Source organism: Sporosarcina sp. P16b, assembly GCF_002743065.1.
Lineage (GTDB): Bacteria > Bacillota > Bacilli > Bacillales_A > Planococcaceae > Sporosarcina.
Genome location: NZ_PDYO01000006.1, coordinates 47,851 through 63,479 on the forward strand (window position 1 = coordinate 47,851; position 15,629 = coordinate 63,479).

The 15,629-nt window shown below is 40.9% G+C and carries 12 protein-coding genes and 1 pseudogene; 12 read left to right on the top strand and 1 reads right to left on the bottom strand.

The genetic code is table 11. From position 1 onward, the window contains the following. Positions 1–74: 74 nt before the first annotated feature. Positions 75–284, top strand: a pseudogene (locus tag CSV77_RS17360) (hypothetical protein); the annotation flags it as partial. Positions 285–368: 84 nt separating this feature from the next. On the opposite strand, the gene CSV77_RS09150 reads toward CSV77_RS17360, so the two are convergent. After that, positions 369–1,622, bottom strand: coding sequence for a dicarboxylate/amino acid:cation symporter (locus tag CSV77_RS09150; protein ID WP_099673165.1), 1,254 nt, complete (start codon positions 1,620–1,622; stop codon positions 369–371). A gap of 535 nt (positions 1,623–2,157) precedes the next feature. Here CSV77_RS09150 and CSV77_RS09155 point away from each other — a divergent pair. The 11 genes from CSV77_RS09155 to CSV77_RS09205 all read left to right on the top strand — a co-directional run bounded on the left by CSV77_RS09155 (position 2,158) and on the right by CSV77_RS09205 (position 15,465). Next, positions 2,158–2,691: a TetR/AcrR family transcriptional regulator gene (locus CSV77_RS09155; protein WP_158232052.1), complete on the top strand. Its 534-nt coding sequence runs from the start codon at positions 2,158–2,160 to the stop codon at positions 2,689–2,691. A gap of 306 nt (positions 2,692–2,997) precedes the next feature. Further along, a complete protein-coding gene (locus CSV77_RS09160; RefSeq protein WP_099673167.1) occupies positions 2,998–4,605 on the top strand; it encodes an ATP-binding protein in 1,608 nt (535 codons plus the stop codon). Then, positions 4,602–5,276 (top strand): response regulator, encoded by a 675-nt coding sequence (locus tag CSV77_RS09165; protein WP_099673168.1) that lies wholly within the window; start codon positions 4,602–4,604, stop codon positions 5,274–5,276. Before CSV77_RS09160 ends, CSV77_RS09165 begins: the two co-directional genes overlap by 4 nt. 273 nt (positions 5,277–5,549) lie before the next feature. Further along, complete coding sequence (locus CSV77_RS09170) at positions 5,550–6,536, top strand: tripartite tricarboxylate transporter substrate binding protein (RefSeq protein WP_099673169.1); 987 nt, start codon at positions 5,550–5,552, stop codon at positions 6,534–6,536. A gap of 75 nt (positions 6,537–6,611) precedes the next feature. After that, on the top strand, positions 6,612–7,055 hold the full coding sequence (locus CSV77_RS09175; RefSeq protein WP_099673170.1) for a tripartite tricarboxylate transporter TctB family protein: 444 nt from the start codon (positions 6,612–6,614) through the stop codon (positions 7,053–7,055). A 13-nt stretch (positions 7,056–7,068) separates the two neighbouring features. Continuing rightward, complete coding sequence (locus tag CSV77_RS09180; protein ID WP_099673171.1) at positions 7,069–8,583, top strand: tripartite tricarboxylate transporter permease; 1,515 nt, start codon at positions 7,069–7,071, stop codon at positions 8,581–8,583. A gap of 17 nt (positions 8,584–8,600) precedes the next feature. Continuing rightward, positions 8,601–9,983: an SLC13 family permease gene (locus CSV77_RS09185; RefSeq protein ID WP_099673277.1), complete on the top strand. Its 1,383-nt coding sequence runs from the start codon at positions 8,601–8,603 to the stop codon at positions 9,981–9,983. A gap of 19 nt (positions 9,984–10,002) precedes the next feature. Beyond that, positions 10,003–10,905: a methylisocitrate lyase gene (gene prpB / locus CSV77_RS09190; protein WP_099673172.1), complete on the top strand. Its 903-nt coding sequence runs from the start codon at positions 10,003–10,005 to the stop codon at positions 10,903–10,905. Between the two features lie 14 nt (positions 10,906–10,919). Next, positions 10,920–12,062, top strand: coding sequence for a PrpF domain-containing protein (locus CSV77_RS09195; RefSeq protein ID WP_099673173.1), 1,143 nt, complete (start codon positions 10,920–10,922; stop codon positions 12,060–12,062). A 41-nt stretch (positions 12,063–12,103) separates the two neighbouring features. Further along, positions 12,104–14,788: an aconitate hydratase AcnA gene (acnA, locus tag CSV77_RS09200; RefSeq protein ID WP_369802751.1), complete on the top strand. Its 2,685-nt coding sequence runs from the start codon at positions 12,104–12,106 to the stop codon at positions 14,786–14,788. Positions 14,789–14,913: 125 nt separating this feature from the next. After that, entirely contained in the window at positions 14,914–15,465 is a 552-nt protein-coding gene (locus CSV77_RS09205; RefSeq protein WP_099673174.1) for a biotin transporter BioY, read from the top strand. Positions 15,466–15,629 lie beyond the last annotated feature (164 nt).

The following is a 15,629-nucleotide window of genomic DNA, read 5'->3' on the forward strand; positions in this document are numbered from 1 at the left end:
CGATAAAGACATATAAAAACCTATTAATAAGTAAATGATATCGACATAACGGAGATAATGAATATGATCTTGAGCCATACTTTTATGAAGGTACGAAAACGTATGCTTATGAAGTCTATGAACAATTTCAAGGGCATACGGTGAAGTCGGTCGTGAATGAAGTAACTTTTGCGGAAGGTTTTGCCATTGAGTCACCAGCCTGGTCCAAACAAATAGTGGAAGCTATTAGGGAGACTGGAGGTACGTTCATTACTATCTCTGAAGATGAAATTTTAGAAGCCCGCATAAGTTTCCAACATGACAAAAACTGCACGGAAAGCTGTCATGTTTTGTGCACATGAGAGTTTCCCGTACAGGAATTAGTGAAACTATGCAATTTCCGTATTTATTGGCGCCTTTTCAACATCTGGCTCACCTAACACACCTTCTGTTTGCGCAACGATAACAGCACATGCGGCGTCACCGGTAATGTTGACAGCTGTACGCACCATGTCAAGTAAGCGATCTACTCCAAGAACGAGCGCAATTCCTTCAACCGGAAGTCCGACTGATGTCAGAACCATTGCTAGCATGATGAGGCCCGCACCTGGAACAGCAGCGGTTCCAATACTAGCCAGTACCGCTGTTAAAACAACAGTGAGTAACTGTCCCATAGTTAATTCAACGCCATAAGCCTGTGCGATGAAGATTACAGCTGCCCCTTGCATAATTGCGGTACCGTCCATATTAATAGTGGCCCCAAGGGATTGCGTGAACGAACTAATAGACTCGGGTACTTTTAACTTTTCCTGCGCTGTTTTCATTGAAATCGGTAGTGTTGCAGCAGAACTTGCTGTACTGAATGCAACAACTTGTGCTGGAAAGAAGTTTTTAAAGAACCAAATTGGGCTACGCTTACCGATCAATGCGATTGATCCGCCATAGACGAAAATGGTATGGATTACGAGGGCTCCAAGAACGACTCCCATATACATACCCATTACCTTCAGTGCATCTATACCCTGGCTTCCAACAGCTGATGCAATCAAACCGAATGCACCGTATGGCGCGAACTTCATGACAAATGTAATCAGATACATAATGAGTTCATTTGCTTGCTCGAAAAACTCTTTTACTCTTTCAACTTTACTACCCATCATGGCCATTCCAAAGCCAACCAATGCTGCAAAGAAGATAATCTGAAGCATATTACCTTCTGCCATAGCACTAACCGGATTTGTAGGAATAATTCCTAATAGGGTTTCTGCTACTGGTGGAGCTTCTTGTGCTTCGTAAGTGGCATTGGCTGTTTCGAAATTACCTCCTTCACCAGGCTTTAGTAATAGACCGAGTGAAATTGCAATGACTAGGGCGATGGCTGTAGTTATCAAGAAATAGCCGATGGTCTTCCCACCAATTCTACCTAATTTCTTCGGATCACCAATTCCAACCGTTCCAAGGACGATAGAAATGAACACCACGGGCACGACTAGCATCTTCATCAGATTCAAGAAGATTATACCAAGTGGTTTAAAAAGAAATGCGTCAGCTTTTGTAAAAAGACTAGGTGTGAAGATATTCAATAGTAAACCGACGACGACCCCTGCTATTAGGGCAATAATAATATTTCTGGCCAACTTCATACATATCCCTCCTTAACATAATCTATTCAATTAGTAAGTTGAAAATGTAAGCGCTTACTCAATATTATTCGATATATTTTGCAGAATGTCAACTTTATATACTATATACTTAACAAGATTAGTAAATAGTTAAGGAGAAACGATGAAAGCGTGTATAGCTAGTGTGGTAGTTATTCCTAAACGGACAATTCGCAAAAGAAATAAACTTTGCGTACGTGGAATTTCTGAAGTAATCATTCGCCAGAAAACATTCAATCCATAGTATACATACTATTACATTATATCTAGCGTAAGTCTTAGGTATAACGCATTATAAAAGTGTGATAGTTGATGTTAATATATAGTAAGAATAATTTAATCAGAACGAGTAGATTGATATCTTTTAACATTCAATATATTGTTTGGTTTTATTCGCATATCGCTGTACAATATCATATATATATGAATAATTTTTATATGAAGATGGGAAGTGGGTTAACTGAAAAAAAGAGGCCGACGAGTAGGGGCAGATGGCGAAAAAAGTCGTAAAACACTTTTGGAAATTTCCGCCACACAATTCGCTATTCATGGTTTTTATAAAACGAAGATTAGTGAAATCGTGAAGGAAGCAAATGTCACACAGCCAACGTTCTACTTATATTTTAAAAGTAAAGAAGCTGTATTTCAGGAATTAGTCGATATATTCAGAGAAAAATTATATCATCAAGTAGCACAAAGCAAACTTCCCGCAGATATAGCAGAAGAAGGGCTAATGGAGCGAATTGCTTATGGTTTATGTGCTGTTTTTGAACTATTCCAGCAGAATGAAGAAGTTGCACGGATTGGTTTTGTTGTTTCAGAAGAAGCCGCTAACATTAAAGAACAAATGACCGCACAATTAGAACGTAATCTTAAAGAAGAAGCAGAGCTTGGATATTTTCATACCAATATAAACTTTGGCGTTGTCGCTGCAGCAATGGTTGGAGCTATTGAATATCTCGCGATCACCAAACTTTGGACGGGCACACATACACCAGAAGAACTGGCTGAAGAGATTACACTCTTATTTTTACAAGGGTTGAAAAAATAAGAATTGAATACAAAAGCATAAGCTCAAATATAGAGTTTATGCTTTTTACTTCTGAAAACGTATCAAAATATGTTGTTAGGCAAACTAGAGACCGGACTCCAGTTGTGTAGAGTATAATCTATGGATAAATATAAAAAGAATCATATCAGACGAGGCGACGAAGAATCGCTTGACGACCACCCGCTCTGATGTCGTATTACTTATTTAGATTCAATCGAGCAATGCTTTAATATTACACATACTGATGTTTGATATAGTAGAAGTTCAAATGACGTATAAAAAATGTTTAGTTGGAAGTGACGAGTAATGCTGAAATCAAAACTACAAAATAAAATACTGTTAATGGTCACTTCACTTGTTTTATTTTTAATGTCACTTATGCTTATCGTCTTTGTCATCACAGATTATCTGAATTTATTTGATCGTAGCCATACAGTCGGTTTACAAACTGCAAAGATGCTTTCGTATATGGATACAGTTAAGGTAGGACTTGAAGAAAAAACAGATGTGGAAAAAATCGGTGATTTGGAAGCGGTTATTGAGCATTATTCCAATCAAGTAGATGCCACTTTTATTGTGATTCAAGACAAAACAGGACATGTACTTGCTTCACCGGATAGTAATCAAATAGGCAAAGTTATTCCATATAAAGATGGTTACAAAGCTATTGTGTTTGGAGCAAATTATTCTATGCTGTCAAACGAAATAATCGGTCCTTCTGTTAGCAGTAAAGCGCCAATTTATAATGAAGAAGAAAATCAAATTATTGGAGTTGTAACAGTAGGATACCTCATCTCAGATTTGCGGGAGATTGTATATAACCGCGTAGAAAAACTGATTTATATATCATTGCTTATTCTTGCCCTTGGAATTTACATCAGTTTCCGTCTGGCGAAATCGATCCGGAAAGATACGTTTGGGTTAGATCCAGAACAAATTGCAAAATTTTATATGGAAAGAAAAGCGATACTGTCATCAATCGATGAAGGCATTATTGCTGTTAGCCAATCAGGTAAGATTACACTAATTAATACTGCCGCTCGTTCCATTCTTGATATAAAAAGGAGTCGTATTGGAAATGACCTTGACACTATCTTTCCTAACTTGCCTACTGTAGCGGAATTAAATGAATCTGTAATTCAATCTTTTGAAATCGTCTATTCTGCGAAAAGACTGGTTGTCAGTGCGATGCCATTGCGACTTGAGGGTGTACTAAAAGGTGCTTTGATTACTTTTCGTGATACAACAGAAATGGCTGAAGTTGTGAATACGCTCTATGAAGTTAGGAAGTATTCGGATGACTTGAGAGCACAGACGCATGAATTTACAAATAAACTCTATTTAATTTCAGGTTTATTACAACTCGGTAAGTATGAGGAAGCGGTTTGTACAATACAAACGGAAATCAATATTAGTGATAACACGAATCAGTTCATTCTCGAAAATATTAAGGACCCCCATGTACAGGCTATTCTATTCGGAAAAATAGGTAAGGCATCTGAAATGAAAGTAGGATTCGAAATCGATGACAATAGCAGTTTGGAATCGTTACCGAAATGGTTCGGGACAGGTGCACTGACTGTGATTCTGGGAAATCTAATCGATAATGCACTGGAAGAAACAGCGAAGAATTCAGGAGGACAAGTTTCATTTTTCACTCTGGATTTTGGAGAAGATATTATATTTGAAGTATCAGATAACGGACATGGTATTCAGATAAATCAAATGGATACGCTTTACCAAAAAGGTTATTCAACAAAATCTACGACGGGAAGAGGTTTTGGCTTGGCAAATGTTCAGCAGGCTGTTAGTTCGCTTGGTGGAACAATTCAAGTGTCCAGTACAAAAGAAGGCACAATCTTTTCTGTCTATATTCCAAAACATGCAGAAAATAAGGGGCGTGAAGTAAAATGATTCATGTGGGAATTGTTGAAGATGATTTTCGTATTGCTTCTATACATCAGCAGTTTTTAGAAAGTGTAGATGGGGTGGAAGTAGTCTGGCAAGCGTTACGTGCGAAAGATACGTGGGGGATGCTAAAAAAACAGCCAGCGGATTTACTGCTGGTGGATGTTTACATGCCAGACCAATCAGGTATTGACTTGGTACGTGAGCTGAAAGTTCACTATCCGTCATTGGACTTCATCATCATTACTGCAGCTACAGACCGTGAATTGGTAGCGCAAAGTTTAGCGGCAGGTGCTTTCCATTACTTAGTGAAACCTGTTGAATTAACCAAGTTGCGAGAAGTTATTGAGCGCTATCAACAGCGGTGTCTATTTCTTAAGGAAAGCCCACATGTAGATCAAGAAGAGATTGATAAACTTTTCGTTCATGCTGTAGCAACAAAAGAAAATGGAACAAATCTTCCTAAAGGCATTCATCCTTTAACGTTGCAAAAAGTACTAGATATCGTCAATCCTTTAACAGAAGGGACGACAGCAGAAGAAGTAGGCGAAAAACTAGGCGCTTCGCGTACGACAGCTCGAAGATATTTAGAATATTTAATCGCAGAAGGAAAGATGAGGGCTGAACTCGAATACGGAATTATTGGAAGGCCGGAACGAAAATACTTCGGATTATAAATTCATATTGATATATGTCATAAATCAGTTGATCAATTAAAAGTATTGTCTTGTTAGGATATATTTCAATTCAACTCATTCATTCAATGATGGCGATAACTATTTTATAGACACTCATTAGCATCCTTTCGCGGGATGCTTTTTCGTGTGAACATAATGAATAAAATGTCGTTAAAGTCTTTTGAATTGTTAAAATTGTAAACGGTTACAATTTTTAATTGGTGAAGTACACTATTTATAGATGATAAATCAGAAAGAAAAGAGGAGAACAGTATGAAAAAAATAGTAGGCGTAGCAGCACTATCATTTGCACTTATTCTAGGGGCTTGTTCATCAGGTAATGCAGGTGAAAAAGACGATTCAGATTACCCAAAGAAGAATCTTGAGTTCATTGCACCAGCAACACCAGGAGGCGGCTGGGATGCTACAGCCCGTGCAATACAAAAGATTTTGAAAGAGGAAGATATTGTAGATCAGAGTATGACAGTCATCAACAAACCAGGTGGTAACGGTGAAGTAGGTTGGCAGTATCTATCCAAGAAAGACGCACATACATTGGCAATTGACTCCAGTTTACTAATTACAAATAATTTGCTTGGTCAAAGTGATCTTACATATGAGGAGTTCACGCCGCTTGCTACATTAACAACAGAGTGGATTTCGGTAGCAGTTAAAAACGGTTCTCCCTATGAAACTGCAACAGATTTAATGGAACAGCTCAAAAAAGATCCTGCGTCCGTGAAGATCGGCATTGCGCCTGGTCTTGGAAATAATGATCACTTGTCTTTCGTAAAAGCAGCTAAAACATTTGGCGTGGATATTACAAAATTAAACTTCCTCGTATATGAAAGCGGCGGTGATGTAATGACAAGCTTGCTTGGCGGTCACGTGGATGCAGCGACCATGGCAGTGTCTGAATCGGCAGAACAACATCTTGCAGGGAAATTCAAGATTGTAGCAATTTCAGCTGACGAACGTCTGGAAGAATTGCCTGACGTACCGACATGGACAGAAGAAGGCGTAGATATGGTGTTTCCTCACTGGCGCGGTATTCTCGGACCACCGGATATGACAGAAGATGAGATCACATATTGGAACGAAGCGTTCAGTGAAATGGTTGAGAGGGACTCTTGGAAACAATTGCTAGAGAACAATGGTTGGGAAGATTTCTATCAAGACAGTGCTGAAACAACTGAGTTCTTGAAAGAGCAAAAAGAAATGTATACAGAACTGATTGACGAGTCTGGTTTACAGAAATAAGTACTCATAAAAAGGTTGAGTCCCGCTCAAGCGGGCTCGCTTTTTAAATTATTCAACTAGAAGGAGGAACACTGTATGGTTCGTTACATAACCCCAATCCTGGCAACTGTAGTTGGTGTCATTATGCTAATCAATGCAATCAACTTGCCTAAATCAAATCTCGGAAACCCGAACGGTCCGATGTATTTCCCGCTTTTAATCGCTATTATTTTAATTATTTCAGGGATTGTCTATTTCTTTCAGGAATTCAAAGCGCGAGGTAATGACTTCGCTGATTTCCGTGCCTTGCGAATCGGCAAGTCACCATTATATTTGCTTGTATCGCTCATTTTGATGCTAATTTATACAGTATTGTTTGACCGGATTGGTTTCTTGTATTCGACTATCCTTTTCCTTGCTGGATTATTGTTCTTATTGAATGGACGCAAGAAATGGATGTCTAATATTATTATTGCGGTCGCATTTTCGTTCGTAACATGGTATGCATTTGGAACGCTGTTGCAGGTTAGTTTACCTTAAAGGAGGAACCGATATGGGAATAGATGTACAAGCTATCTTAGATGGATTTCTAACTACAATTCAACCAATGAACTTATTTTGGATCGCACTCGGTGGGTTCCTCGGGACAGTCGTTGGAATGCTGCCTGGTCTTGGGCCAGCAACCGCAATTGCCTTGCTAATTCCGATCACATTCGGAATGGAGCCGACAAGTGCATTAATTTTAATGGCTGCTATTTATTACGGTGCTATGTATGGCGGTTCGAGAAGTTCAATCTTGCTAAATACACCAGGCGACGGATCAGCAATTGCCGCTACATTTGACGGCTATCCCATGGCACAGAAAGGTCAGGCCGGACAAGCACTTGCGATATCTGCTATTGCTTCGTTAATCGGTGGACTAATCGCAGTTGTCGGTTTTATAGTGTTGGCAAAGCCACTCGCCAGTTTTGCATTACGATTCGGTCCGGCCGAGTATTTTGTATTAATGGTATTCACATTATCCGCAATTGTGGCATTGGCAAAAGGACAGATGGTCAAAGGTTTCATTTCGATGTGTATAGGATTGATGATCAGTACAGTAGGAATTGATTTGCAGACAGGAGTCTACCGTTTCACGATGGGTAATGTTCACTTGAGCGAAGGTATTGATTTTCTTGTCGTGATCATCGGTATTTATGCAGTTGGTGAAGTATTATACAACTTCTTGTCAATCAATAAACCTGTGGGAGAGAAAAAGTCCGTCGGCAAGATATGGATTACAAAAGAACAATGGAAACGATCAAAATGGCCAATTCTCCGTAATGGTCCAGTCGGTTTCCTAATCGGTGTACTTCCTGGGGCAGGCGGTGCGATTGCATCGATGTTGAGTTACTCACTAGAGAAACAAATATCGAAACACCCGGAAGAATTCGGGGAAGGTGCTATTGAAGGGTTGGCTGCACCAGAGTCTTCTAACAACGCTGCTGCAGTTGGGGCATTTATCCCTATGCTTGCTATGGGTATACCGGGATCAGGAACAACTGCTGTTATCCTTGGTGCGATTGTCATGCTCGGTTTAAAGCCCGGCCCACTATTATTCGAAAATAACCCCGATATGGTGTGGACATTCATCAATAGTATGTTTATCGGTAACTTATTCCTAGTTATACTGAACATTGCACTTGTCGGAATCCTCGTGAAGATTCTAGATACACCGCCGCGCGTATTATATCCTGTTATTATGATGCTGGCGTTTATCGGTACCTATACACTTGGTTACAGCACTGTAGACTTTTTAATTTTGATTATATTCGGTTTCGTTGGTTTGTTCATGAAGATGCTGAACTTCCCAGTAGCTCCACTAATTCTGGCGGTTATTGTCGGGTCCGACATGGAACAGAACTTCCGAATGAGTTTGATCTCATATCCAAACGCTATTGGTATTCTTACGGCTTCGCCAATTACTATCGCACTTGTTATCATGACAGTTGTTTCGCTAGGCTTCCCGTTCTTGTCTTCTTGGTTAATGAAGCGTAAAGCGGGAAAAAACAATAGCGAAGCAATGTAATTGATTATATGGCGGCTATGACAAAAAAGAAAAAACTATTATTCTCTTTTAGTGTGTTGCTATATATCATGACTTTGTCTCCTTTGGTGGTGACAACAGAAGTAATTCGTGCCGTCGCAAGCCTCATCATTATCCAAGTTCTTTGGATTGGTGGGGTCTTTCCTTTAGCATTCAGTTCTTTACTGCTAATGTTATTGCTCTCGGTGCACTTCTTTACGTATGAAGAAACATTGAGCTATTTTGCCTCTGAGATTGTCTGGTTGCTATTTTCAACGTTCATTTTAGCAGGTGCATTCATTGAATCAGGACTTGCCAGCCGCTTGTCATTGAAACTACTTTCCTTATCGAAAGGCTCGAGCCGGTTGCTAGTTTTTTTCTCATTCGTCCTGATGTTTACCTTGTCGCTCTTTATTCCGTCTAATGTAGGAAAGGCGAGTCTGGTATCATCCGTACTAGATAGCATCGTCAAGCATTTAAAGACGATGGGTACCGTGGAAAGGTTAGCAAAATCCTTATTCGTCGGTTTAACGCTCATTGTACCGATATCTGGGGCGGTAGTGGCAACGGGAGCTAGCTCGACGCTATATGCTTATGGGTTGCTAGGCGATATGACAGAAGGGCTCGATTACGTGCGTTGGATTTTATATATGGGACCTCCTATTGTCGTGTTTTTGCTGTTATTGTTCCTACTCTTTCTTTTGGTGTTCCCACCCGAACAAATCGATGGTGCAGAACTTGAAAGTGTAATTGCTCAAAAAATATTTGCGCTTGGACATATGTCACGCAATGAATGGAAAGTTCTTGCGATTCTTGGATTAACGGTTATATTGTGGATGACAGGAAGTCTGCACGGGTTTTCTGTTTCTCTAGTTGCACTGTTTGGTGCGATATTGACAGTACTTCCGGTTACGGGGATCTGGCAATGGGAGACGGCAAAGAAAAAGATTGGCTGGGATTTATTACTGTTTTTTGCAGCGACTTTGATGTTGTCGAGTATGTTGATTAAGACAGGTACAGTCAAATGGTTCGCCTCACAGCTGATCAGTATGCTATCAATGGATTCGTACTTCCTGGTGGTATTGTCACTCTTGCTAGTTACAGCTTTACTAAGACTGTTTTTCGTCAATGTTCTGGGTTTTTTGACCATTATGCTACCTGTAACGTTAGCGATAGGCAAAGCATTCCCTGCATATGACCCACTGTATTTATCAATGGGTGTATTTTTAATGGGGATCCCAGGATTTGTTTTAATAACTCAATCACCAATACATTTAATCAGTTATGAATATGGTTATTTCACGAAGCGTGATTTACTGCGACTGGGATCAGGTGCATTTGTCATTTGGCTGCTCGTCGTACTCGCTTCAATTTATGGATATTGGATGATATTTTATTCTTAAAAGAAAAGGGGAATTTATGATGACTTGGTTAGTTCAAGAACAGAAAACACAGAAGGAACTGGCAGGGGAGTTTTCAACTGCTATTCGTCATACAGAAATTTTGAAAATCATGGGTGCGCATGATGGGATGGCTGCCTTGACTGCAAAAAAAGTGGGTTTTGAGGCATTGTATTTATCCGGAGCGGCATTTACTGCCAGCCGTGGTCTACCCGATCTTGGGATTTTACATTCGCAGGAAGTGGCGGAGCGTGCGAGAGAATTAGTGCGTGCAACGAATTTACCTATTTTAGTAGATATCGATACTGGGTTCGGCGGTGTGCTGAATGTTGCGCGAACAGCTAAAGAAATGGTCGAAGCAAATGTAGCGGCCGTACAAATTGAAGACCAAGATTTGCCGAAAAAGTGCGGGCATTTAAATGGCAAGAAGTTAATTCCTGCCGATGAGATGGCAGCGAAGATTCGTGCAATTAAAGAAGTAGCTCCTTCATTAGTGGTGGTGGCAAGAACTGATGCACTGTCTGTTGAAGGACTCGATGCAGCTATTGAACGGATGAAATTATATGTTGAAGCAGGAGCAGATGCGTTATTCCCGGAAGCGTTGACAACAAAAGAAGAATTCGAGAAAGTGGGGGCTGCATTTGATGTGCCGCTGCTGGCTAATATGACAGAGTTTGGACGGACGGAATACTATACAGCGGAAGAATTTCAAGATTTCGGCTTTTCAATGATTATTTATCCTGTTACTTCTTTACGCGCAGCTGCAAAAGCATTTGAAACAGTATTTCAGGAAATCTTTGATAAAGGGACGCAAGTGGATGTTCTTGATCAAATGCAGACACGTCGTGAATTATACGAAACAATAGAGTTGGAAAAATACGAGTCACTAGATGGGAAAATCGCCAAAACAATCATTCCAGAGTGAAGGAGGAACTAGCCATGAAACAAAAAGCTGTGCCTTGTACAGTCTATCGCGGCGGTACGAGTAGAGGTGTGTTCTTTAAGGAAAGTGACCTACCGAAATCGAAGAGTGCGCAAGAACAAATATTTATGTCTGCAATTGATGCGTATAATCCCTCCCAAGTAAACGGTCTTGGGAGCGGTACCTCTCATACGAGCAAAGTGATTGTCATTCGTGAAACTGACAGCAAACAAGCGTGTCTTGCGTATACATTCTACCAAGTAGGAATTGGAGAGGCTATCGTAGATTCAGCAGGAACGTGTGGAAACTTAATGGCGGCAGTTGGAGCTTATGCGATAGACGAGGGATTGGCGAAAAGCCCTTTAACTGACGGGATTTGTGAAGTAATAGTACTGAATGAAAATATTAACCGTTTGGTGCGGCTTGAAGTTCCGGTAGTAGACGGAGTAGCCCAAGTGGACGGAGACTATTTAATGGCAGGGATTGCGCATACAGGTGCAAAGATTAGCGTCTCGATTCTGTCACCGGGCGGTGGTAAAACGGGAACTACATTTCCTGCTGACACGCGTACAGATTTGGTGATGAATGAACAAAAAGTTTCGGTGACCATCAGTGATATCGTCAATCCGTTCATTTTTGTAAACGCACAAGATTTTGGATTGGATGGTTCAGAGTCGAATAATATACTCAGTGAAAATCAGGGCTTGCTCACGAAGCTTGAAGCATTACGTGTCCAAGGTGCTGTTGTTGCGGGAATGTCTGAAACCACAGATGCGGCAAAGGAAGTACCGTCGATACCGAAGATTGCTCTTATTGCATCGCCATGCGATTATGTTACTACGTCAGGTATTGAGGTCAAAGCAGAGGAAATAGACATCATAGCAAGAATGGTTTCAATGGGGAAATTCCATCGCACGTTTGCCGGGAGTGGTCTATACAATTTAGCCTCTACATTACTAATCAATGGCACGATACCGAATGATTGCTACACAATAAGCGAGCTGAAACAACTTCAAAACGTAAGAATAGGTCACCCTGATGGTATAGCGGAGGTGACAGTTGAATTAACGAGCGACAGAGGAGATGTCGCTGCAGTTGGCTTGGATCGGACAGCGAGAAGAATACTAAAAGGACAATGTTATGTTCCAGGTTGGCGGTGATTTCGACTGGCTCATAATAGGTGACGAGGGGGGAGTTCGGTTTGAAACAGTACTGCGAATGGCATCGCGATACAATGCGCGAAGAATTAACGATTGAAGGTAAGCAATACAGCTATGTTTCATTGAAGAAGTTGGAGGGGCTGGGCTTTGATAGAATAAATAGCTTGCCTTTTACAATCCGATTGCTACTTGAATCTGCAGTTCGTCATGCTGACGGACTATACATAACAGATGAACATATCGCTGCACTGGCAAATTGGTCAGGTGGGACTGAGGGCCAAGAAGTACCTTATAAACCAGCACGTATTGTTTTTCAGGATTTCACAGGGATTCCGGCTATTGTGGATCTAGCTTCTATGCGGGATGCGGTAGCCGCACGTGGTGGTAATCCTTTATCAGTCAATCCGCAAATTCCTGTTGATTTAGTAATCGACCATTCAGTTATTATCGAACAGTCAGGTGATCAGGCGGCATTTGAACAAAATCTGTCCATTGAATATGAACGAAATGCAGAACGCTATTCGTTTGTGCGTTGGGCACAGAAAAGTTTTGAAAACTTCCATGTCGTACCGCCGGCAAACGGTATTGTTCATCAAGTGAATTTGGAGTACTTAGCTACAGGTGTTAGAACAGAAACATACGATGATAAAAGATGGCTGTACCCGGATTCTTTAGTTGGCACGGATTCGCATACACCGATGATTAATGGAATTGGAATAGTAGGTTGGGGTGTAGGTGGAATCGAAGCGGAGTCTGCCATGCTAGGCCAACCATTATACTTTACGCTACCAGATGTAGTAGGAGTGGAGCTGACGGGTTCATTAGCTGAAGGTGTTACAGCAACCGACCTTGCGTTGACAGTTACACATAACTTACGAAAAAAAGGGGTCGTTGGAAAGTTTGTGGAGTTTTACGGTGAAGGCCTACGGTATATTCCTGTAACAGATCGTGCAACGATAGCTAATATGGCACCTGAATATGGTGCTACAATGAGTTTTTTTCCGACCGATGAGCGAACATTGGAATATTTTCGTCAAACAGGACGTGAGAATGCCGTTCCATTAGTGGAAGGATATCTACGTGCTCAAGGCTTATTTATGGATGAAGCATCTATAACTCCACGGTTTTCAGAAACTGTAGAGTTGGATTTGGCTACCATCATACCGACTGTAAGTGGTCCGAAAAGACCCCAAGATACAATAGCACTGGTTGACATGAAACAATCGTTTAATAATGTATTGTCGAAATCAGTTGCTGACGGTGGGTATGGAAAGCAACATGTGAAATATGCGAAGGGTATACAGGACGGGTCTATTGTATTGGCTTCTATTACGAGTTGCACTAATACGTCCAATCCATCTGTCATGGTGGCTGCAGGTTTACTAGCTGCAGGTGCAGTGGAAAAGGGCTTACACGTACCTTCGTATGTCAAAACGACTTTAACACCGGGCTCTCGTGTCGTCACACGTTATTTGGAAAAGGCGGATCTACTAACATCGCTTGAGCAACTTGGGTTTTTCGTAGATGGATATGGCTGTGCTACATGCTGTGGCAATAGCGGCTCACTGATGCCCGAAGCAGAAGAAGCGATAGCAGAAAATGATTTGGTCGTAGCGTCTATTTTAAGTGGGAACCGGAATTTTGAGGGGCGTGTACATCCACTGATCCGTGCAAATTATTTAGCTTCACCTCCATTAGTTGTTGCCTATGCACTTGCAGGGCGTATCGATATAGACTTTGATAGCGAACCAATAGGCATAGGAACAGAAGGACAACCTATTTATTTAGCGGACTTATGGCCTTCTACGAAAATAGTGCAACAAATGATTGCGAAAAATGTTGATGCATCACTTTTCCGTGAAGAATACGCAGGAATTTATTCAAATGAAACTTGGGATTCGATACCAGCGAGAGAAGGTATGCTCTATGACTGGGATCAAAACTCCACGTATATTCAGCGTGCACCTTATTTTGACAAGGTTCATAATATGTCAATCAAAAAAAGCACTGAGAAGATGATTCCACTATTGATGTTGGGAGATTCTATTACAACGGATCACATATCACCGGCAGGACATATACCATTGAATAGTGAGGCGGGCAGATATTTATCAGAACAGGGAATCAGTCCGCGTTCTTACAATAACTATGGTGCGCGCAGGGGAAATCATCATGTGATGATGCGCGGTACGTTTGCGAATATACGCCTTCGCAATCAACTTATACCTGGCGTAGAAGGTGGCTATACGATACACAGGGGGACAGGAGAACAAGTTACGGTATTTGAAGCAGCACAGCGATATGAAAAAGAACAGCGTAATTTAATTATACTGGCAGGGAAAGAGTACGGAACGGGAAGTTCGCGGGATTGGGCAGCAAAAGGTACATCGCTGCTCGGTGTAAAAGTGGTACTTGCTGAAAGCTTTGAGCGCATTCACCGTAGTAATCTGTCAGGCATGGGCGTGCTGCCTCTTCAATTTGAAGAAGGTGAATCGGTATCCGTGCTCCACTTGGATGGAACGGAAACCTATACGCTCGATATGGAAGATCATGCATTCGTTCCTGGCCAGCGCTGTGGTATGACGGCAGTGAGACCGAACGGTAAAATCATTCAATTTTCCGTATTGCTTAGAATTGATAACGTCATGGAAAAAGAAGCGTATTTGCAAGGTGGTTTATTGCCTTCCGTGGCTGAAAGTATGATGGAATTAAAAAAATCTGAATAAGTGTAATCTATCTACAATACCTTGAGTAAACAAACTACTAAAAACGATTGACACATATATTTATATACTATAAAATGTATGTCAACGCTACTTATGGAATGGTTTACTCAAAGGGGATTAGAGAAATGATAGACTCACGAAATAAATTGAAAATGATGATTGTAACCGCATTATTCGCGGCCATTATCGGTATTATGGCACAGCTAACGATACCACTGCCATTAGTTCCGATTACAGGACAAACACTGGCAGTCGGTCTAGCAGCGACTATTTTAGGTTCATGTTATGGAACGATCTCTGTACTAGTATATTTAGCGATGGGAGCGGTAGGGATGCCTGTATTTTCAGGCATGTCTTCAGGGTTAGGTGTAATTTTTGGACCTACCGGCGGATTTCTAATTGGCTTTATCCCAACTGCATTCATCACGGGTTATTATATGGAGCGTACAAGTTTCAAATTACCGAATGCAATTATTGCAAATATCATTGGAATGTTCGTCGCCTTAGCGTTTGGTACAGTATGGCTAAAGTTTATTGCGGAACTTTCTTGGACAGCCGCTGTCATGGCAGGCTTTGTTCCATTTTTAATCGGTGGTTTCATCAAAGCATTTCTTGCAGCGTGGGCGGGTATTACGGTTCGCGGAAGATTGCTCGCTAATCGATTATTGCTCGCTTAATTTAATCTCACAGTATAAAAAACGTTAATTCATATTATATGAGTTAACGTTTTTTTAGATGTGTTAGTCCATTGGTATTTCACATTGAGTGGATTAGGAAAGCAGTTGGATTACTGAATATTATCGTCTTCTGGTATATACTAACAATAGCGAGTATTCGAAAT

Bases quoted from the DNA above. Each gene is read 5' to 3' on its own strand.
- CSV77_RS09150 (WP_099673165.1), bottom strand. From the start codon at position 1,622: ATGAAGTTGGCCAGAAATATTATTATTGCCCTAATAGCAGGGGTCGTC.
- CSV77_RS09160 (WP_099673167.1), top strand. From the start codon at position 2,998: ATGCTGAAATCAAAACTACAAAATAAAATACTGTTAATGGTCACTTCA.
- CSV77_RS09165 (WP_099673168.1), top strand. From the start codon at position 4,602: ATGATTCATGTGGGAATTGTTGAAGATGATTTTCGTATTGCTTCTATA.
- CSV77_RS09170 (WP_099673169.1), top strand. From the start codon at position 5,550: ATGAAAAAAATAGTAGGCGTAGCAGCACTATCATTTGCACTTATTCTA.
- CSV77_RS09175 (WP_099673170.1), top strand. From the start codon at position 6,612: ATGGTTCGTTACATAACCCCAATCCTGGCAACTGTAGTTGGTGTCATT.
- CSV77_RS09180 (WP_099673171.1), top strand. From the start codon at position 7,069: ATGGGAATAGATGTACAAGCTATCTTAGATGGATTTCTAACTACAATT.
- CSV77_RS09185 (WP_099673277.1), top strand. From the start codon at position 8,601: ATGACAAAAAAGAAAAAACTATTATTCTCTTTTAGTGTGTTGCTATAT.
- prpB (WP_099673172.1), top strand. From the start codon at position 10,003: ATGACTTGGTTAGTTCAAGAACAGAAAACACAGAAGGAACTGGCAGGG.
- CSV77_RS09195 (WP_099673173.1), top strand. From the start codon at position 10,920: ATGAAACAAAAAGCTGTGCCTTGTACAGTCTATCGCGGCGGTACGAGT.
- CSV77_RS09205 (WP_099673174.1), top strand. From the start codon at position 14,914: ATGATAGACTCACGAAATAAATTGAAAATGATGATTGTAACCGCATTA.